The sequence below is a fragment of the Lacticaseibacillus sp. YLM2-1 genome, assembly GCF_056583465.1.
Genome location: NZ_CM152617.1, coordinates 41,840 through 60,580, shown reverse-complemented (window position 1 = coordinate 60,580; position 18,741 = coordinate 41,840). Strand labels below are relative to the sequence as shown.

General features: G+C 42.4%; 19 protein-coding genes and 1 pseudogene. 10 read left to right on the top strand and 10 right to left on the bottom strand.

Annotated features, from left to right (window positions below; translation table 11 throughout):
* Positions 1-136: 136 nt before the first annotated feature.
* Positions 137-1,033: an IS3 family transposase gene (locus AC07KQ_RS00315; RefSeq protein ID WP_123796487.1), complete on the bottom strand. Its 897-nt coding sequence runs from the start codon at positions 1,031-1,033 to the stop codon at positions 137-139.
* The gene (locus AC07KQ_RS00310; protein ID WP_013245323.1) at positions 1,009-1,764 is read right to left on the bottom strand and encodes a helix-turn-helix domain-containing protein; all 756 of its coding nucleotides are present in this window, start codon (positions 1,762-1,764) and stop codon (positions 1,009-1,011) included. Before AC07KQ_RS00310 ends, AC07KQ_RS00315 begins: the two co-directional genes overlap by 25 nt.
* Before the next feature lie 852 nt (positions 1,765-2,616).
* Here AC07KQ_RS00310 and AC07KQ_RS00305 point away from each other — a divergent pair.
* Together AC07KQ_RS00305 and AC07KQ_RS00300 are read left to right on the top strand one after the other, a co-directional pair.
* Positions 2,617-2,940: a hypothetical protein gene (locus tag AC07KQ_RS00305; RefSeq protein WP_013245322.1), complete on the top strand. Its 324-nt coding sequence runs from the start codon at positions 2,617-2,619 to the stop codon at positions 2,938-2,940.
* 177 nt (positions 2,941-3,117) lie between these two features.
* A pseudogene (locus AC07KQ_RS00300) lies at positions 3,118-4,490 on the top strand (MFS transporter).
* 345 nt (positions 4,491-4,835) lie between these two features.
* Here AC07KQ_RS00300 and AC07KQ_RS00295 read toward each other — a convergent pair.
* The gene (locus AC07KQ_RS00295; protein WP_013245320.1) at positions 4,836-6,428 is read right to left on the bottom strand and encodes an ATP-binding cassette domain-containing protein; all 1,593 of its coding nucleotides are present in this window, start codon (positions 6,426-6,428) and stop codon (positions 4,836-4,838) included.
* A gap of 92 nt (positions 6,429-6,520) precedes the next feature.
* On the opposite strand from AC07KQ_RS00295, the gene AC07KQ_RS00290 reads away from it, so the two are divergent.
* Positions 6,521-7,396 carry an Rgg/GadR/MutR family transcriptional regulator gene (locus tag AC07KQ_RS00290; RefSeq protein WP_013245319.1) on the top strand — a complete coding sequence of 292 codons (876 nt, stop codon included), beginning with the start codon at positions 6,521-6,523 and terminating at the stop codon, positions 7,394-7,396.
* 188 nt (positions 7,397-7,584) lie between these two features.
* Here the strand turns inward: AC07KQ_RS00290 and AC07KQ_RS00285 are convergent, their stop codons facing one another.
* The 3 genes from AC07KQ_RS00285 to AC07KQ_RS00275 form a co-directional block, all read right to left on the bottom strand.
* Positions 7,585-7,905 (bottom strand): hypothetical protein, encoded by a 321-nt coding sequence (locus tag AC07KQ_RS00285; RefSeq protein ID WP_003572918.1) that lies wholly within the window; start codon positions 7,903-7,905, stop codon positions 7,585-7,587.
* Positions 7,906-7,969: 64 nt separating this feature from the next.
* Positions 7,970-8,326 (bottom strand): hypothetical protein, encoded by a 357-nt coding sequence (locus AC07KQ_RS00280; RefSeq protein ID WP_016386482.1) that lies wholly within the window; start codon positions 8,324-8,326, stop codon positions 7,970-7,972.
* Positions 8,327-8,602: 276 nt separating this feature from the next.
* Positions 8,603-9,295, bottom strand: coding sequence for a GntR family transcriptional regulator (locus tag AC07KQ_RS00275; RefSeq protein ID WP_003572914.1), 693 nt, complete (start codon positions 9,293-9,295; stop codon positions 8,603-8,605).
* Positions 9,296-9,692: 397 nt separating this feature from the next.
* Here AC07KQ_RS00275 and AC07KQ_RS00270 point away from each other — a divergent pair, with 397 nt between their 5' ends.
* The 5 genes from AC07KQ_RS00270 (at position 9,693) to AC07KQ_RS00250 (ending at position 13,833) form a co-directional block, all read left to right on the top strand.
* Positions 9,693-10,343: a bifunctional 4-hydroxy-2-oxoglutarate aldolase/2-dehydro-3-deoxy-phosphogluconate aldolase gene (locus AC07KQ_RS00270; RefSeq protein WP_003562571.1), complete on the top strand. Its 651-nt coding sequence runs from the start codon at positions 9,693-9,695 to the stop codon at positions 10,341-10,343.
* A 328-nt stretch (positions 10,344-10,671) separates the two neighbouring features.
* Entirely contained in the window at positions 10,672-11,592 is a 921-nt protein-coding gene (locus tag AC07KQ_RS00265; RefSeq protein ID WP_003574021.1) for an IS30 family transposase, read from the top strand.
* 151 nt (positions 11,593-11,743) lie between these two features.
* Positions 11,744-12,619: a CPBP family intramembrane glutamic endopeptidase gene (locus tag AC07KQ_RS00260; RefSeq protein ID WP_011673954.1), complete on the top strand. Its 876-nt coding sequence runs from the start codon at positions 11,744-11,746 to the stop codon at positions 12,617-12,619.
* A gap of 355 nt (positions 12,620-12,974) precedes the next feature.
* Positions 12,975-13,190: a hypothetical protein gene (locus AC07KQ_RS00255; protein ID WP_013245316.1), complete on the top strand. Its 216-nt coding sequence runs from the start codon at positions 12,975-12,977 to the stop codon at positions 13,188-13,190.
* A 352-nt stretch (positions 13,191-13,542) separates the two neighbouring features.
* Positions 13,543-13,833, top strand: coding sequence for a hypothetical protein (locus AC07KQ_RS00250; RefSeq protein WP_011673952.1), 291 nt, complete (start codon positions 13,543-13,545; stop codon positions 13,831-13,833).
* Between the two features lie 237 nt (positions 13,834-14,070).
* Here the strand turns inward: AC07KQ_RS00250 and AC07KQ_RS00245 are convergent, their stop codons facing one another.
* On the bottom strand, positions 14,071-14,400 hold the full coding sequence (locus tag AC07KQ_RS00245) for an AzlD domain-containing protein (protein WP_003577245.1): 330 nt from the start codon (positions 14,398-14,400) through the stop codon (positions 14,071-14,073).
* On the bottom strand, positions 14,387-15,097 hold the full coding sequence (locus AC07KQ_RS00240) for an AzlC family ABC transporter permease (protein ID WP_003562555.1): 711 nt from the start codon (positions 15,095-15,097) through the stop codon (positions 14,387-14,389). Before AC07KQ_RS00240 ends, AC07KQ_RS00245 begins: the two co-directional genes overlap by 14 nt.
* A 211-nt stretch (positions 15,098-15,308) precedes the next feature.
* Here AC07KQ_RS00240 and AC07KQ_RS00235 point away from each other — a divergent pair, with 211 nt between their 5' ends.
* Both AC07KQ_RS00235 and AC07KQ_RS00230 read left to right on the top strand, forming a co-directional pair.
* Entirely contained in the window at positions 15,309-16,046 is a 738-nt protein-coding gene (locus AC07KQ_RS00235) for a DUF6577 family protein (RefSeq protein ID WP_013245315.1), read from the top strand.
* Complete coding sequence (locus AC07KQ_RS00230) at positions 16,043-17,092, top strand: nucleotidyl transferase AbiEii/AbiGii toxin family protein (RefSeq protein WP_013245314.1); 1,050 nt, start codon at positions 16,043-16,045, stop codon at positions 17,090-17,092. Before AC07KQ_RS00235 ends, AC07KQ_RS00230 begins: the two co-directional genes overlap by 4 nt.
* A 435-nt stretch (positions 17,093-17,527) precedes the next feature.
* On the opposite strand, the gene AC07KQ_RS00225 is transcribed toward AC07KQ_RS00230, so the two are convergent.
* Both AC07KQ_RS00225 and AC07KQ_RS00220 read right to left on the bottom strand, forming a co-directional pair.
* Positions 17,528-18,061 carry a hypothetical protein gene (locus tag AC07KQ_RS00225; RefSeq protein WP_013245312.1) on the bottom strand — a complete coding sequence of 178 codons (534 nt, stop codon included), beginning with the start codon at positions 18,059-18,061 and terminating at the stop codon, positions 17,528-17,530.
* Between the two features lie 196 nt (positions 18,062-18,257).
* Entirely contained in the window at positions 18,258-18,731 is a 474-nt protein-coding gene (locus AC07KQ_RS00220) for a hypothetical protein (protein ID WP_013245311.1), read from the bottom strand.
* Positions 18,732-18,741: the final 10 nt, after the last annotated feature.

Genomic DNA, 18,741 nt, shown 5'->3' with positions numbered 1-18,741 from the left:
TTTCCAAGTTAGGGACAAATTAATCATTAATTTTGGCAGTCCGCCTGGGCTGCCATTTTTGATCCAAGCACTTTCCTAATCAAAAGGTCCTTCTTGAATCATGGCTCTCCTCCTCGTGGATTCTTACAGAATACTATTATGCTGCTGTTTCAATGGCATGATTTCGGTATTCCGCTGGGGTCATCCCGTTGAGTGTCTCTTGGTGCCGATCACCGTTGTACCACAACACGTATTCTTCAATGAATTGCATCATTTCTTCGTATGTATTGGCATGGACAAAGTCAAAATATTCAGTCTTCGCATGGCTCCAGAGACTCTCCATCGGACTATTGTCTCCCGGTGTTCCCGGCCGTGACATGCTATGAATAACACCAGAACCGGCCAATTCAGTATTGTATAGTCGGGATGTGTAACCGGAACCTTGGTCACTGTGCAGCAGCTCAGGCAAAGTCTCCTCTGCCTCTGCAGCGGCTCTGAATGTTTGAGTGACCAGTGTAGCGGTCTCACTCGGCTCGACCTCCCAAGCCACGATACTATGGTCGTAGAGATCCTTGATTGCGCTCAAACGCAAATGGCACTCTGAATTGAAGCCATACGTCAACTCGCTGCAGTCCGTGACCCAAACCTCATTGGGCCGGGTAGGATGAAAGGCATGGCTGCCATCCTGGTTAAGCAATTTATTTCCAAGGATGTATTCCTTCTTTTCCGCTACTCGATCATGCTTCTTCTGGCGAATTGAACACTGAATACCGTTATCTTGCATCAATCGCCGAACCCGTTTAGGGTTCACATGATAATCAGTCTCCTGATTAATGATCATCCTTAACCGATCAACCCCATAAATGTAGTGATTGTCTTCTTCTAATTTCTTGATGAAACGAACCAGCTCAGTGTTCATGATGTCTTGTTTAGTTGGTTCTCGGTGCAGCCACTTGTAATAAGCAGAGCGTGGAATATCGAATATTTGGCAGCACAACGATACCGAATGGTATCGCTTGGTGACCCTGGTTACCTCTTGGGTGAGTTCTTGAATGGCAGTATATTGGTATTGTCGGTGTTGTTGCCGGCACTCCTTCTCTCTACATTTTGCAATTTTTTTAGGAGAGCGTTCTCCGTCTCCAGATAGTCAATCCTGGCCTTACTTTGTTTGTTCTCAAGCTTTAAACGTTGATTCTCATCAAGGGTGTTTTCAGGCTTATGCTGACCTCGCCGATCCTTAAGACCTTCCTCGCCGCTCTCGCGAAACTTCTTCACCCAAGAATAGACTTGACCGTACGAAACTCCAAAGTGCTTAATGGCCCCTTGGTAGTCCATATCATGTGCGATGATCCACTGTGCGATTTCGATTCTTTCAACGTAAGTTGTTTTCTTGCCCTTTGTCATGGGTGCACTCCCTCTAGTGGTCTGTAGTAGTTGACCACTATTATACAGAGAAACCCATTGGTAAACGACTGCTGGATTGGAGATGTCATACTCCGCACATAGTTTAGGGTAAGACGTCCCACCCGCCAGGTATTCTTGGACAATCTGAAGCTTGAACTCTCTGGAATACGTCTTGTGTTTACGTGGGTGGCGTCGCGTTGCTCGTTTCTTCGGGACGAGTCCAGCCGCTCCCCATTGCTGATAGCTGTGCACCCACCGACCTAAAGCCACATGGCGGGGTCCCCCAGACCTCTGAACATCCATGAGTGATTGGCCAGACAGAACTCGATTAACGAATTGAATCTTTTCTTCCAAAGAATAACGAATTCCCTTCCGCCGCATAAAAAAACTCCCTTCCAGGAGAACAGACCTTAAATATTTGGTCTGTCCACCCAAAAGGGAGTGTACCCCACACCGGACGATACTGGCGTGATCCTTTTTTGATGTAAATGCCAAACTTTCTTTGGTTTGAGTGCTTTTTACCAAACCCAGTCTCATAGCGTGGTGTACATCAAGTCAAATAACCAGCAGTATGATTGAAAGCTTTTAAAACAGGATAGCTTTACTGTTACCAAAGGAATCCGCGTCTCCAAAAAACCACTTCAAAACCTATAAGTCACGCCAAGTTTATTTTTTGACACAGATATAGAGGCTAGCTTAAGATGACACCATAAAAATAATAATTTCCACAAACGGCAGCCATTCTCGATTGTTTTGGAAGAAAAGTGATGCCATCACGGCTCTACTTGAAAAGAGGCTTTCCATTGTTTGATATAATAAGCTTCATTTTTCTTTGGTTTTCAGACAATATACTAGGCTACATTAAGAATCCGAAAAAATCGAAATTTCCTAGATTCTTGTTGCTTGTTCCTAACTATCTGCTAGGACTAGCTGTGATTTTTCCAATAATTCCTGGTGTGTCAACAGATGTTTCTTCAAAACAAGTCATTGCAAGTTTAATCATTGCGTCAATTTTGCTATGGCCAGCAGTGCACTTCACCCGAATCATTTTTCGAAAGAGAAGCGTGTCCTGACGCTTCTTTTTTGCGTGCCATAACGCTGACTTTTTTGCCTCTTTTCACACCTCAATCATAAATTGTGATGATTCGCTTATTGCCATGAATCTAATACTGCTATACGCTAAAGCCGTCTCAGCAGTGGTTTACAAAAAGATAACGCTAGGGGATGTTGACCGTGCGCTCAAGCAAATCAGGCAAGCCACTATCATTAACCATACTTTTCATCTTTGCCATTTTTCTGCTTTCCGTTGTGTGGACCTTGCGCTCAGATACAAAGATAGCAAGAATTGTCCCTCTCATCCTTGTCCTTATTTTGACTATCTTAAGCTTCTTACACTACGCACCCGCTCCAAAAACAAAACAGCAACCGTTGTTCGTCCCAAAAAGATTTGGCATTGGCATTAGTGTTAACCCCAATAATCCAACAGGCCGGTTATTCTGGTATCTCGTTTTCGCAGTTATGACGATCCTGATCATAGTGGTGGCTTTCAGTAACTAACGGAACCATTCCTTAGCATCCAAATTGTTTATTAAGCAGCTATATGTAGACTGTACTTTGCTTTAAATGAAACCGCTTGCCTTTGCATCATTTTTTTGAATCTGCTATCGTCAGCAGTGACCTGTTGCTGCATGATGCATGTGTATCAGGTTAAATGATAGAAATGAAGGCACTCCCATGACAACTTCACCAGTTTCACATCGCACGCAATTGGCTATTTTATCAGCAGGATTACTGACGTTTGTCGGTATTCTGGTTGAGACTTCCATGAACGTTACCTTTCCAACGCTTATCAAAACGCTGCATGTGTCATTGTCGACAGTGCAATGGCTCACATCAGGTTATTTGCTGATGGTCACCTTGGTCATGAGCACAACCGCCTTTTTATTGCGATGGTTTGATACGCGGCTTCTGTTTCGGACCGCCATTCTTTGCAGTCTGGCCGGAACCTTATTGTGTATCTGGGCACCGAGTTTTCCAATCTTGTTTGCTGGCCGTTTGTTGCAGGCCCTGGCACTGGGGTCTCGACCCCGTTGATGTTTCATTTGATTCTGACCATGATCCCGCAAGTCCACCTCGGGATTTACGTGGGGATGGCCAGTGTTGTGACCTCACTTGCCCCTGCGCTTGGGCCAACTTATGGCGGTTTACTGACATATTATGCCTCATGGCGGATGATTTTTTGGCTGGTACTGCCAGTTATCCTGCTCGTCTGGTCCTTGGGCGAAGCCACGATTCGCGTTAAAGCGCAGACGACGACTGATCGTTTTGACTTTCTAGGTTTGCTGCTGCTTGGACTTGGCCTTTTCTCACTCATCGAAGTACTGGATCAATTCACGGCATCTGGGCTGACTGCTGGCTTTTGGGGCTATGTCGCGGCTTTGGCTGTCGCCATTGTTGGAATGAGCTATCACTTAAAACATACAACCACGCCACTGCTTAACTTTTCGCTTTTCAAACAGGCTGGTATTCGGGCACGCGCCATTAACTTCTTTATTTTGCAATTCAGCAATATTGGCATTGCTTTCGTTATTCCAATTTTCGCCGAAAACGTCCTGCATACCAATGCTTCTGTGGCCGGCCTGATTTTGCTGCCCGGTTCATTGATCGGCGCGGCGGTTTCACCCATTGGCGGCGCCTTGTATGATCGGTTCGGCGCACGTCGCCTGCTCCTGACAAGTAATACCGCCATGTTCGTCGGCGCTATCTTGCTCGGCATCTTCACCCACCAGCTGAGCATCCCCTTGATTGTCGGCTTTTATATCATTTTCCGCATGGGCTTCAACCTCGGCTTCGGCAACACCATGTCAGACGCCAGCACCATGGTAACCGGCTCAGCCAAAGCGGATATCAACGCCTTGTTCAATACCATTCAACAATACGCCGGCTCACTAGGCACTGCCAGCTTATCAGCCATTATCACCTTACAACACCGCCTCTCTCCGGTCGGTGCCGACGCGACAGGGAGTCAGATCGACTTCATCGTACTTGCGGTACTTGCTGTGTTGACCTTTGTTGTGCAATGGCGGTTGCGGGCGGATCAGCAGTAAGCAGCGTCTAAAAGAGCGTCTGAGCGTCTAGGATGTTCGCGCCGTTATGATGCCATAAAGACCCTACTTGTAAGAAACTGTCTGATAGTTTTTCATTCAGCGAAACAGAAAAGGCTCTTTGGGATGACGTCTTTTCATTCAAGCAATTAGGCAACTACGGTTGGGTCGCAAGCGAATAATCTACAGTCTTAGTTCCCTTGTTAAAGAGTGAAAACCAAATAGCAACAAAAATTCCCGAGAAATCGGGAATTTTTTTGGTACAAAACAAAAACCCGGGACATTGAAAGATTCTGTTCCGAGTATTTTTTGAAACATTTATTCGACCAAGTCTGGCAACATGCCAAGTTATGCGCCTAAATCAATCACTTGATCATAAGCCCCCTTCAACTGCGCATCAAGGTGATGACTTACCTCAATCAAGGTCATATTAGGGTCATTCAAAAATTGCTTGGTAACTTGTCTAGCAGTTTCTGCGTCTAACGCAGATGTGCCTTCGTCAACAAATGCAATTGGTTTTGGTGAGTAGAAAAACCTTGCTAATGCTAAGCGTTGTTTTTGGCCGCCAGACAAATTTTGACCGTTCTCTTCAATCATTTGATCTGGTGACTTAACGAAATCTACCTTTGCCTTTAATAGTGCCTGTTGCAAACTGTCCCCAGATTTTTGCTTATTTGCCCAAAGTGAGGTGTTGTTTGCCACTGAATCATTAAATAAATAGACATTTTGATCAACGTATTGAGAAATCTTTGTTAATGCTGTCATTGTCATCGTCCGCAAATCTTGGTCATCAATATAAACATGTCCAGTATAATCCGTAATTTGACCATCTAAAATTTTCAGTAAGGTACTCTTCCCGACTCCGCTTCGACCAACGATCGCATATTTTCCTCCTCGTTCAAATGTGAGGTTCAAATGATCAAGTATCTTGTTCCCGTTAATCGAATAGCTAAGATCGACCACCTTTAAAGCGTGCTGAAATGCTGGTTCTTGGGTGCTTTCGTGTGCCATTGCCGACTTGGAAGATCCTTGAATGACTTTATCAAATAATGGATGCGTTGCTTTAATCTGCACGGCATCATTGCTAAGGCTAGACAAGGAATTAAAAATACTAGCAGCAATACTACCGGTTGAACTAATTGCCCCAAGTGGAATAGCACCAAGGATGGCCAAAATACTGGTCATAATATCGACCATGACCTGACAGAAGATGCTCAAAGCTGCTATTGAATTGGAAATTCGAGCGTTGGTTTTAGTGTATGAAACTTTCACTTCCGCATATTTTTTGGCAGCCGTTTTTACCAGTTCTTGAAGTTTGCTTAATTTATTTGCATTTAATAAAACATCAAACCCGTTAAGAACATTGGTCACTTGATTCGAGAATGCTGCATTCCCTTTTGACATTTCTGTCGTCGCCACGGTCATTGGCTTACCTAGACGAGAAGGAATTTTCAACATCAATATCGATAAGAAAAGAATCATTGGGATGAATAGTAAGTGATAAGCAGCAAGTGCTATGGTTGAGAATACAACGGTAGTCCCATCAGACAGCAACGAGAATAAGTTCTTAATGGCGTTACTTTCAATGTTGCCAACATCATTAACATATTCAGAAAGATACTCTCCGGTTGTTTGTTTGTGATACTGTGCATAAGAACTTCCGACAATCTTTCTCGAAATGGTATCACGCACATCAATCATAATCCGCTGCGTGAGTTTTTCTTGAAAAACCGCCTGAAAATAATTGCTAATCAAAAAAGTTCCCCAAACTGAAAGATTAATGGCGGACCACAGTAAGAGTGCCATCATATCCCTCGAAAAAATGGCATTCGTTGTAAAAGTTAAGAGAACTGATGTGCCTGTGTACAAAAGGACGTTCACGATAATCCAAACAATGTTGATCCCTGTGCGGCCACGCTGATGTCTTAAATATGTTTTCATGATTAAGCACTCCCTCCGGCCTTTATTGATACTTCATACGATAACCGCTAAACTGAGTTTCAATAGTTATGTTTCGAAAACGAAACGAGGAGATGCTCATCATCGAAAATTTTGGCACAACATTTAAGTACTTGAGAGAGTCGCGAGGCATAAGCCTTAGCTCCTTAGCAGACGATGTTGTATCAAAGGGTATGATTTCGAAATTTGAGAATGGCACATCAGACCTATCAACCAAAAGATTCTTTCATTTGCTTAAGGAAATCTATGTCACTCCCTTTGAATTTACAATCGTCATGAACCACTTTGAGCCTTTATATGATAACAAGTTATCAACCGAATTAACGCAACTTGCTCTAAGTCATAATGTTCAAGGACTTAATCACTTAGTCGACACCGAATATGCGCGTTGCCAAAACTCGCATTTGATTTTTGATCAGCTGAACTGGATTATGGCTGAATGTGTTCGCGCAGAGGTAGAAAAGAAACCCCGACCTAGCCATGTTCCCTTGAATATACTAACGGATTATTTATTTCAGTGTGAGGACTGGGGGAACTTTGAACTCGTCCTCTATGGCAATACCATGACCCAGCTTCCCATTGAAACCATCACCGTATTTTCACAAACCCTATTAGACAAATGCGCTATTTACATTGGTCTACCCAATACTTACGAGACGTGTATGAATGTCTTGCTAAACACAGTTGCTCTGCTGATTCGGTACGGACAAATCCAGCATGCTTTAAAAACGCTAGCCGTTCTTGAGCAAAAAGATTTACCGGAATCTTTTCTATTAGAGCGCGTGCTATTGAATTACTATAAGGAAATATTGCTATTTAGGACGGGGAAAGAAGCTGAAGGCAGACAACTAGTTGGTGCTGCTTTGTCTGCTTTAAAGGCGGGAAACTGTGTGGACTTCGTTGACGCTTTAAAAAAAGATTTGCCAGAATTTGGCTTGTATCATATTTGAAACGAAAAGCTGGCCTCCTCGATTGTGTGAATAATAGCAGCGGGAATTACCCAATGGATTGCTTATAGGTCTCCGCTTGAAAAAAAGTTTTAGGAAAGAAAAAGAATCTGAGATTCCAAGTGTTTAGGAATTTCAGATTCTTTTGTTTTGTCTTGAAGCCAGCTTATCAATATACAAAAAATGACTAGCTAGGCATTCCCTTGAATCTGATACTGCTTCAAAAACTTTTTCTTCGAAACAACTCGATGATTCGTAACATCTAGATAATCACCTAGATACCCAAGCGCATACATGTTATAGCCAGCAAAACCGCCGCCGATCGTACCAACCGCGGCGGTTTTTAAGTTTGCACCGAGCGACGGGTTCAGTCCACTCATTAAAATGCGCAGGTGATTGTCTAACCAACATAGATAGTTCTCTTCAAAAGCGGCTTTAACCCACGCCGGTCGTTCATTGGTTTGACTGATCTCCCAAACGTCAGCTGGACGGCCTTTATAGACAGCTTTCATAATAACCTCGCTTTCTAATCCTTATCCATTTACAAGCAACTTTCTGAATAGCAAAGCAACCAAGTCATGGCGCTGCTATAAAAAAAATATGCAGATAGACGAAAACGCCACAAATCAGGCCTGTTCCCCCAAGTCTCGTCAGCCATAGTCCCTTGGAAACCCGCATGGCAGCGAGCGTTCCTGTTTGCATATGCTGATGAACGTATATCTCAAAATTGAAGCAAAAGAATAGCCACAATAAGCCGCCTGAAAGAAGCCCCCACCACGACCAGTTTGGCCCTAAGGAACTGACGAAGACACCATAAGGCAGCGCCATCAGTGTGGCTTTTAATCCGCAATACAAATGATAAGGCATCCCCAGTTCTTGATTGACACGAAAGCCATTTTGATAATGCGTTCTCCAGACTGATTTAACTGACATAAAGTGCTCCATCTCGGCATTCTGCAAAAAGTCGATTCTTCTTTTAATTGTAATCGTGCACGGCAATTTTGTGTTCCTCAAAAAATAAACGTTGGGTTTTCGCCGATTAACGTCAATAAGCGGGCTTGTCGTTATTTTTTATTGACGAAGTTTCAGCACCCACGATGCACAGAACTTAGCTGACCGTACACAAAAACGCCTGAAAACAGGATTGTTAAAAATCTACGTTTTCAGACGTCATTGATTAACTGAATCATTCCGCGAGCAAGAACACAGTCAGGTTAACTGAGGCTCGTTCGATTCATGACTTTTAAAATAATCAGGATAAGTGGTTAAAACTGATTTGACATCTTTACCAACTGCTAACAAGTGATCGATGGCCATCTGACTTGCCAACCCTGTATCCTTTGCCTTAACTGCATCCACAATTGCCTGATGTTCTGCAATAATGTGATGCCAGTGCATGCCGTTTATTTCTAATTGTAGATAGCGATAACGAATAAACTGCAGATTCATTTGTTGTACCCACGTCCATACAAATTGTTTGTGATCTGCAATGTAAAAGAGTTCATGGAAATCATGATCTAATTTGAAAAAGTGCCCATAGTCTTGATTATGTTCATAGACACCCTGAAGAGCAATTTGCTGTTCTAATTCGTCAACTTGATCCGCTGTCATACGCTCAGCAGCGCTAGCAATAATAGTTTTTTCCAATTCGACTCTAGCAAATCGGCCTTGATTCATTTCATCCACATTAATTTTTGATACATAAGTGCCGCTTTGTGGAATGACATCAAATAAGCCCTCCCTACGCAGGCGAATAATTGCCTCCCGAATCGGGGTCACGCCGATATTTAACTGCGTGCTCAATTCATATTTATCGACCTTTTCCCCGGGAGTCAGCTGCATGCTGAGAATCATTTGCTTGATGGCAGTATAGGCCTCATCTTGATAATTCGAAATCTGCATGTACGTCACGCTTCCTTTTTTATCCATTTTATTGTATAACACTTTTATTTTTTTTAGAAAGATGTTGCTTCGCTCCCAAAATTATAGAGACTTCTAGCAAACATTGACAGCGCTTTTAGTAAACGCTATCATTTTCGTGGAGAGATGTTCTGTTATATCAGTTTTGGCTTTTAAAACTTGTTGAACACGCACAATGTGATGCTTGCGTTGCGTTCAGAATGACCTTTCAACTGGGATCAACTAAATAAGTACCTTATATACGATGTGGTCTCAGTTTAACAAGTTCATACAGCAGGATGCGAATTTTAGTATCAAGTATCTGTGCCTTAGATGAATTACGATCAGCATAGTCCATCCGCTTCTGCTTAATCGAACACATTTAAGGAGATATAAAAAAATGCAAAAATATGATTATCTCAATCGGTTAATCAAGACAAACTGTGTTGTTGTTGTTCGCGGCAACGATGCTGCCGAAGCAGTTAAAACAGTTGATGCTGTCATCGCTGGTGGCATTACTGGGATTGAATTGACCTTCACCGTACCTCATGCTGATCGTGTATTAGACCAACTCAGTGAAAAGTACGGTGATCGTGCAGATGTTCTCATCGGGGCCGGCACTGTGCTTGACCCGGCAACTGCCCGTCTGGCAATCATTGCTGGCGCCAAATTCATCGTCAGCCCCAGCTTCAACGCTGACGTTGCCAAAATCTGTAATCTCTATGCTATTCCATATACTCCAGGCTGCCTCACCCCAACCGAAATTCAAACCGCACTCGAAGCCGGCGTGGATCTCGTCAAAATCTTCCCCGGCAGCGTTGCTGGTCCGGCCATGATCAAAGCACTCCACGGCCCATTCCCACAACTAGCCGTCATGCCAACCGGCGGTGTATCACTGAATAACCTCGAAACCTGGTTTGATGCTGGCGTGACCCTAGTCGGCGCCGGCAACAACCTCACCGCAGCTGCCAAGACCGGTGACTATGCCGGTGTCACAGCAACAGCAAAGAAGTATCGGGCAAAGCTTGATGCGATTATGGTTAGCAAGTAAGCTCTGCACATGAACTTAAAAAACTTGTTTGAACGAAAAAGCACGACTTATCAAGGCAACTTTTGATAGCCGTGTTTTTTTGTTTGATTTATTATTTTATTAAAAAAGTTTCAATTAAGACACTCTAAGTGCTCATAAGCCTTATACCAGCGCAATTTTTGATATACCGCTTTCCAGAGAAAACAATCCATTATCTAGTGTATCTTTCGTTAATAAAGCCTAGATTGCATAATTAAAGTTACCACCCAGAAAATGTGAAAAAAGACCTGTCCGTTCTTGCTAAAATGGTGTTTGCATAACATACCATCTAGAGAGAAGGACAGGTCCCATGGCCATTATAACCTTAATTGAACGATCTCAGATAGAACTGATGCAACACCACACGATTCAATACATCGCCGCGACCTTAGGCCGCTCTCGTATTTCTATTAGGCATGAGCTTCACCGTTGCCCTGAAGGTGATTACTGCGCCATTATAGCTCAGGATCATGCCGATACTTGTCGGCATCGTTGTGGTCGGCACTCGATTTTAACGCCTAAGTTGAAGCGGATGGTAACTGAGAAGCTAAACCTAGGTTGGTCCCCTGAAATGGTCGGTTATGCCGTTCACTGTGCGCCACACACGATTTACCACTGGATTTATCAAAGACAAGTCGATTTTCAGCCAAGCCAACTCTTTGATCACGGTAAACGTCATAAAAGAAGACAAGACCTTCGGTCGCGCTATAACCAAGCAGTAGGCACCTCAATTGAGATTCGCAGTGAGTCAGCTAATCGGCGAACCGAAAAAGGACATTTAGAGATGGATACAGTTCGCGGTGGTCGCGGGTCAAAGGCTGCTGTTTTGACCATTGTCGATCGGGTGACACGTTTAATGGCGACAACTAAGCTTGAAAACTTATCACAAAATGCTGTTCTCAAGGGATTTGCAAGACTGATGGTGGACTTTCCGGGTCCGGTTCGATCAGTGACGGTTGATCACGGTAAAGAGTTTTCCTGCGATCAGGCGCTTACAAAGCGCTATCGGATACCGGTTTACTTTTGCCACGCCTATCACCCGAATGAACGGGGCACAAATGAACGGTTCAATCGAGAACTTCGCTACTATTTCCCGAAGGGAACACAGTTTGATCAGGTTTCAGAGACCGATATTCAACAAGCCACAGCGCTTATCAATAACAAACCTAGAAAATGTCTCCGTTGGCAAACCCCAGTTCAAGCAGTGAGCAAGCCTCTTTCTAGGTGGTAACTTTATTATTGCAATCTAGGAAAGCGCTACCGGCTCTGTTTTTAAATGTAATCCAGACTAAAAAGGCCTAGACAAATTAATGACTTTAGTCGTATTCTAATGAAAGTCCAGCACGGTTTAAAATACTATTTGATGGGATATGATTTATTTTATGAATAGATATTTCAGAAAAATTATCAATATAAGAAAAGTAAAAAGGTTTCTGCTGCCTTTCTTTATTGCTTTCGGATGGTTCATGCTTACGGCATTCCCAATACTTGCTATCCTTTTGTTTGATAGAAAGTTTAACTTCAATTCAACATCTGGCAATTTATTAACGCTTTGGACAAGTCTATTTGGTATTATTCTGCTCGTCATTCGCTACAAAGGCGATCCTTACTACTTACCATTCGCAAAGAAACGAATGCTTCACCGCTATGCCAAAGGATTCTTATTTGGCCTCCTTCTCTTTGCAATAAACTGGCTATTTATTTTTGGCCTACAAGGCTTTCACGTCCGTTTAGCCTTTTCTTTCTCCGGCATACCTATCCTAGGACTGTTTTTAGTCGGCTTCATTTTCCAATCCATGTTTGAGGAGTTAGTCTGCCGCGGCTACATCATGGGTTACTGGTTAAAGCGGCAAAAGTTGTTAACCGCTTGTCTGGCGAATACGATCTTTTTCACCCTAATGAACGGCTTCAATTCTGAGTTTAGCGTTTCAGCCTTCTTGGGCATTTTTCTTTTCGGCATGCTCTTGTCAGAAATCCGATTAATCACCGGCAACATTTGGTTCTGCGGCGCCTTCCACGCCGCTTGGAACTTCGCGGAAAGCAGGTTGTTTGGTGTGACTGTCCCCGGATTGTCTGATTCAGGCATGATCTTGAAGTCAACGAATACCGGTTTGAGCCCATTCATTACTGGCGGCACTTTTGGCGTCGAAGCCAGTTGGCTAACTATCGGGTTATACTTGGCCCTAAGCTTCTGGGTTCTAAGTCTGTTACAGAAACAGAAGGGGAAGTTATACGGTACGACTATCGCCGGTTTTTAAATTCGGCTGTTAAGTTTGATCATTACCAGAAAACAGGCACTGCTATCAAGAACTTTTTCAGTTCGTGATGACGCTGCCTTTTTATTTGTGATGACTGACAACGCCATTCAACTTAAGTGCCATCATCTGCCGCTACCCAGCACTAGCACGACGGTATGCCAGACACAAACTTATTTGCAATAGCCTGTGCCATCCCCTCCATATCAAAAGGAGCAGTACGTTGTTCTAGCGTGAGTTGATACTGGTGGTCTCGCTTCTGATCTCTACTGAAGAGACTGCGAGTTGATTCGTGCTAAAATCATGCCCATAAGGTTATTTCGACTTATCACTAGATGGCAATATGGAGCGATTCAACATGACAAATATTGAAAAAATGTGGTTAATCGTATTGTTGATCGTTGCATTGATTGTGCCTATTTTCGGGCTGATCCCTGCCGTTTATCTTTTCACGAAAAGGCGTTCAACCTTGGATTTCATCGCGCTTAATGGATGGATAACCGGTGCAATCGTTCTGCAGATTTTCTATCTCATTTCCGTCATTGTCATAGGCTGGATTGTTTCTCTACATTAAAAATCGCTAAAAGACCACGCAAACACTCAGTCATACGATTGATTCTAGCGTCTTCCATGTGTGCCTACCAAGCAATGATCTTGTATTTAATTGCTGACACTCAGCTATTGCGATCATAAAAAGCACCCGCCTCAAAAAACCAAATTGATCCTTGCCTATGTCAATTTGACGAGTATACCGATTCCATCTTCATGCTTAAAATTGCTTTTAGGTGGGAGATTATCCAGAAAGCCCAATTGTTGACCTAATCAATTATCCCAGCTTATAATAAAATTGGTTGTAGGCTCACTGCAACGTCTCAAATTGTGCATCTCTGCATTTGTCGTGCTTAACCAAAAACGAGGCGATTTGAATGAATGAAAAAGGGACTGCCTTGTTCAAGAAGCGCTATCAACATGTCCTCAGATTTCAAACGTTCTGGATCGGTTTCTATGTAATTTTCATGCCCTATCTACTCCCTAAAAGATCGCCTGTTCTAGAGATGATATGGGTTTTTGTCATCCCGTTCTCTCTCATCACTTACCTCATCTACGAATATTTTAGACTTAAAGCTGCCAAGGTAGGGTCGCTCGTCTTTTTGATCGCGCTACTTGGCATGCTAGTACTCGTATGTTTGCAGATTCTAAGGGTGATTTCATTGTAAACGGTTTGATAAACGGCTTGCGTCATGACATGTCCGCCCCAATCGACAAGAACAGTGTATCCTTTTTCCTTTGGATATACTGTTCTTTATTTTATGAACAGTAAAAAGACCGCAAAATTGTGATTAGCAAACACAATCGGGCGATCTTACCCTAGCGCACCAGACTAGCGATTTTTAGTCAACGTTAAAACGCTTGAAGGACTTATAGCCTATTGCCTTCGTCTTATCGTTCCAGTCCTACGCCCAGCCCAGCAGCCGCAAAATTGCCATCGAAGCAACGCCTGCGACCACAACGGCGAAGAGGCTCTTCGTGATAATGGCAACCGCAATGGCCGGAAGTGATGCCAATAGGTTCGACCAGTTGACGCCTGGCCACTGACCAGGATGAATCACCAGCAGGCTTTCAACAAAGATGGCCGAAAGAATCGCCACCGGCACAAAACTGAGAAAATGGAGCAGCCATTTTGGGATCGTCATCCGCTTGACCAAGACAATCGGCACGACCCGCAACAGCCAAGTCGCCAAACCGCAACTCAGGATTGCCGCAAAGGTTTCAGGATTCTGCATGGCGTTCCACCCCCATTCCAAACAAACAACCGATCACTGTCGCCACGATAATCGCTGTCGTCCCTGGCAAATACCGCACCAACACCACCATCGCCGCGGCCACCACCCCAGCGACGCTCAGATGCCGTAAAAACGGCTTTGACCGATCCGTGATCATTTGTAAGTACAACAGCCCGATAAACATGGCCACAACGGCGAAATCCAATCCAAAACTGTCTGGATTAGGAATCAGCCCACCAATCAACGCGCCTAGTAAACTGGCCACAAACCAAACTAAATAAGCACCAACGTTCACACTATGAAACCACGGGGCATTTAAATGATGATCGGTGTAATTGAGTTTGTTCATCGACAACGCAAAACTTTCATCGGTTAACAAGGTTCCGATCAGCACATTCTGCGTCATTGATTCGTCTTTCAAGTATGGCGCCACCGTCATTGACATCAAACTCATCCGCGCATTGATCAACACCGTCGAAATAACCATTGCCCCAATCGGACTACCTGTCGCCAACATGCTCACCAACACAAATTGAGCTGATCCCGCATACACGATCAGGGACATCAACCCGATCATGAGCAGGGATAAATGCCCGGTCTTCGCCACAATCCCGTAAGCCATCCCAACCGTAATATACCCAAACACCGTTGGCATAACATCGTGAATGCCACTTCGAATCGTCAGCTCATCATTCATCTTGGTCCCTCCGTCATTAGTATATTAATGTTAGTGTACTATTTACTAAGCGGGTTGCAACTGAAATCTAATGAGAATGAAGGTTTGATCAAGCTCATAAAACCAAATATTTGGGTCTTAGTTTGAATTAGACCCAATAATTTGGTAAAATTAAGCAAATATTCGGGTGGAATATTCATTTAGACCCAACAATTTGATTGGGAGGACTATTATGGCTAGTAACTTACATCAGAATGACTTGATCTCATTCTTAACCAATAGACCACCTGCTTCTACTAAAGAGCTTTTGACCTTTTATCGCCAATTCACTCCCGATTTACCCGTGAACACATTGCGATGGCGTATCTATGAGCTGAAACGGCAAGGGATCATCTACAGTCCCAAGATAGGTCTCTATACACTCAATGACAAGAAAACATTTGCACCATTGCCTGATGAAAGGATGTTGAATGTCGCCAATCTTTTACAGAGCAAGTTTCCTTATGTGGACTTTAGCATGTATCCTACCGAATGGATTGGAAAGTTATCCAATCACGTCTATCAATCAAACAATCTAATTATCGAAATTGATGCAGATGTGTTAAGCGCTGCCTTTCACTTTTTGAAAGAACAGTTTCCTGATACTTTTGTTTCCCCAAGCCAAAAATTGTATGATTATTATATTCAACCCTCAAAAGAGAATATCATTGTGAATAGGTTGTACGTAGATTCACCCCTAAATAGAATTAACAAAAACTTTTATATTCCTAAGATAGAAAAATTAATCGTTGATTTATTGGCGAACAATCCAATTGTTTTTCCAGTCGATCCAGCAGAAGTCCAAGTAATTATTACGACTGCGCTCACTACTTACAACATTAATTATTCAACGCTTACCCGATATGCAAAAAAGAGGAATCAACATCACAGGCTAAAAGAAATAATGTCTATTATAGGAGAAATAAGATGATTCAGGAATCTAGTTTTACTACAAACTGGTACACCTCCTTGGAAAAAAATTATCGAAACTTGGACCACAATCTTTTAGATAAAGTAACCCACGCTTTATACTTGCTGGAGAACATCACAGATACTCACCTAAAATTTGTTTTCAAAGGCGGAACCTGTTTACTTCTTTTACTGAGAGAAATCAAACGATTCTCCATTGATATCGACATCATTATTACTAACGAAATTTCAAAGGATGATCTATCCAGTACGTTTCAAACAATTATTGACCAATCTCTTTTCACCCATTTTGAAGAACAATTACGATATCGATCAGGGATTCCAAAAGCTCACTTTAAATTTTTCTATCCATCACCATTAGATGGTACAGAATCCTATGTACTACTTGACGTTTTGTTTGAGAAATCCCCATACAATCGCTTAATGGAGTTATCGATTGATGGTCCATTTATCGAAACTTTGCCGCCAAATAACACTGTTCTTGTCCCTGACGTTGAAAGCATTCTGGGTGATAAACTAACCGCATTTGCCCCAAACACTACTGGAATTCCTTATAATAAGGGAAAAGAAATGGAGATCATCAAACAGTTATTTGATATTGAAAGTTTATTTGATCAGGCAAATGACTTGGCTGAAATTAAATCCGCTTTCAATAAATGCGCTGCACAAGAACTTACTTATCGTGGGTTACACGCTCTGGATTCTGCTGATGTTTTGGAAGATATTCTAAAAACAGCTTGCATAATTGGGGGACGAGGTAGTAGCGCCAAGGAAACGTTCTTAAAATTGGAAGACGGCATCCGCAGAATCAAATCTCACATCATTGATCGAAACTACATCGTAGAAGAAGCTGTGGTCAGTGCCTCTAAAGCCGCGTATTTAGCCTCCTTGTTAAAATTCAATCAAACGACTATTGACCATTATAATTCTTCTGAACAATTGCCCGAACTAACCGGTACGCCGCTATTTAAAAAAATGGCAAAAATCAAAAAATTTAGTCCAGAGGCATATTACTACTTTGTCAAAGCTCAAGAACTTAGTAAATGAAGATATAAATCCCTCGTCAATTTTAGTTTCAAGAAAAAGAATTAGACAGCTCGGAAAAAATCAAACACCACCCTCTAGAACGGGGGTTCGAATGCTTCTGTTGAAGGTAAATATACGCTAACATTAGAAACTTACATTCATCAAAACTCGATTCCAAAGAATGACTATAACCCCGTTTATCAACCCATTTCCGAACCGAATCCTGTCTTCGTGGTTGATCTCGAAAAAGTTGCAACTTATACCGTCCTCGGACTTTTGACCATTGCGTCAACCTATGCGCTTGTTCAATCCGGTGGCACGGCGACCCCTGGAATAACAGCCCTCTTCTCACTGCTTTCAAAGGGATTGTTCAGCACTGCGTCTCCAGAATAATCACAAACCAATTACCATTAGCTTATTAGGATCAGACCAATGTCGCATCATTGGCCTGATTTTTTAGTAGAAGAGAACTGCAGCAGCATAGAATATGGCAAAATTGAGTCCCCCAACTACGACAAGCAATAAAAGATAGAGGTAATACCACCTCGAACCGGTCTTCTGAACACGCATTAAGCTTGGAAAATTCTCCAGGAATTTTCCAAGCCTTTTCTGTTTAATGAGGCGAAATACTTGTTCCTCACCAAGAAAGATCACGTTCGCAAAAAAGAAAAAAAAGCCAATACTGGGAAGAAGAAGGAGCCCGGAAGATGGGTTACCATAGATAACCCCTGCAGAAAAGAAAGTGACTGCCAGATAGCTTCCGATCATCTGAGAATTCATCATTTTTTCAGTATACAGATTACGACCAATGATTACGTTTAAGCTATTATCATCATTGCCTTCAAGATCAACGGTGTCTGCAGCACCAATCTTTTTTATTGCATCTTCCCTTTCTATTCGCTCTTTTTTAAACACCTCACTCTTAATTCTGAGCGTGACGGCAAAAATTATCATCACGAGCAAATGCGGTACGAAATAGATATAGTCCATTCTTCCTCCCTAAATCATTCAAGGTATATGATTTTCTGCATATATGCCAACAGTACTTCTAAAAATGCTAATTCATGTTGGTGGTATAATCATTTCAATTGACCAAGATCTAAAAGTGTAAACCATTCGGAAGTATAAACGTCAATATTTTCCCGTAGATGTCTAATTGAAATGTGCCTTACACTTTTATAGCAAACTATGCCCTCAAGTAAGAAATCAAAAATATTAATGCAGTGCCAAAGTCTCGAAAAATTAAAATTAGCGCTTTCGCTACAAAGGTAAGTTCCGGCAATCCGCTATTCATTTTTCTTCTTATCTGTTGTGTATAATAGGATGCACCAAAGTTAAAAAAAGCAAAAAAGAAGAAGAAAATTGTATCAATTAGGTAGATAACTGGAGCACTTGAAAAGTTGGTCGTTATCGCACCTAATGAGAATACAACGATGAAAAAGTACCAGACAATAACAATGTTGTAAATATGATTAAAGAGATGATTTGACTCATCTGTGGTAAATCTTTGCATTTGCTTCCTAGCTTCTAAATAACTTTCACTTGTATATTTTCCTTCTCGCAGCAATGCACTTTTTTGTTTTCCCCTACTAATTGAAACAATTGCAGACGATAGTAGCCAGATAAAAACCATGCCAATGAAAGGCATATAGACATCCATATATTGTAAT

What these genes read in the sequence shown, in the direction of transcription:
- AC07KQ_RS00310 (WP_013245323.1), bottom strand. Translation starts at nt 1,764, where the DNA reads ATGCGGCGGAAGGGAATTCGTTATTCTTTGGAAGAAAAGATTCAATTC.
- AC07KQ_RS00295 (WP_013245320.1), bottom strand. Translation starts at nt 6,428, where the DNA reads ATGAAAACATATTTAAGACATCAGCGTGGCCGCACAGGGATCAACATT.
- AC07KQ_RS00290 (WP_013245319.1), top strand. Translation starts at nt 6,521, where the DNA reads ATGCTCATCATCGAAAATTTTGGCACAACATTTAAGTACTTGAGAGAG.
- AC07KQ_RS00285 (WP_003572918.1), bottom strand. Translation starts at nt 7,905, where the DNA reads ATGAAAGCTGTCTATAAAGGCCGTCCAGCTGACGTTTGGGAGATCAGT.
- AC07KQ_RS00280 (WP_016386482.1), bottom strand. Translation starts at nt 8,326, where the DNA reads ATGTCAGTTAAATCAGTCTGGAGAACGCATTATCAAAATGGCTTTCGT.
- AC07KQ_RS00275 (WP_003572914.1), bottom strand. Translation starts at nt 9,295, where the DNA reads ATGCAGATTTCGAATTATCAAGATGAGGCCTATACTGCCATCAAGCAA.
- AC07KQ_RS00270 (WP_003562571.1), top strand. Translation starts at nt 9,693, where the DNA reads ATGCAAAAATATGATTATCTCAATCGGTTAATCAAGACAAACTGTGTT.
- AC07KQ_RS00265 (WP_003574021.1), top strand. Translation starts at nt 10,672, where the DNA reads ATGGCCATTATAACCTTAATTGAACGATCTCAGATAGAACTGATGCAA.
- AC07KQ_RS00260 (WP_011673954.1), top strand. Translation starts at nt 11,744, where the DNA reads ATGAATAGATATTTCAGAAAAATTATCAATATAAGAAAAGTAAAAAGG.
- AC07KQ_RS00255 (WP_013245316.1), top strand. Translation starts at nt 12,975, where the DNA reads ATGACAAATATTGAAAAAATGTGGTTAATCGTATTGTTGATCGTTGCA.
- AC07KQ_RS00250 (WP_011673952.1), top strand. Translation starts at nt 13,543, where the DNA reads ATGAATGAAAAAGGGACTGCCTTGTTCAAGAAGCGCTATCAACATGTC.
- AC07KQ_RS00245 (WP_003577245.1), bottom strand. Translation starts at nt 14,400, where the DNA reads ATGCAGAATCCTGAAACCTTTGCGGCAATCCTGAGTTGCGGTTTGGCG.
- AC07KQ_RS00240 (WP_003562555.1), bottom strand. Translation starts at nt 15,097, where the DNA reads ATGAATGATGAGCTGACGATTCGAAGTGGCATTCACGATGTTATGCCA.
- AC07KQ_RS00235 (WP_013245315.1), top strand. Translation starts at nt 15,309, where the DNA reads ATGGCTAGTAACTTACATCAGAATGACTTGATCTCATTCTTAACCAAT.
- AC07KQ_RS00230 (WP_013245314.1), top strand. Translation starts at nt 16,043, where the DNA reads ATGATTCAGGAATCTAGTTTTACTACAAACTGGTACACCTCCTTGGAA.
- AC07KQ_RS00225 (WP_013245312.1), bottom strand. Translation starts at nt 18,061, where the DNA reads ATGGACTATATCTATTTCGTACCGCATTTGCTCGTGATGATAATTTTT.
- AC07KQ_RS00220 (WP_013245311.1), bottom strand. Translation starts at nt 18,731, where the DNA reads ATGGATGTCTATATGCCTTTCATTGGCATGGTTTTTATCTGGCTACTA.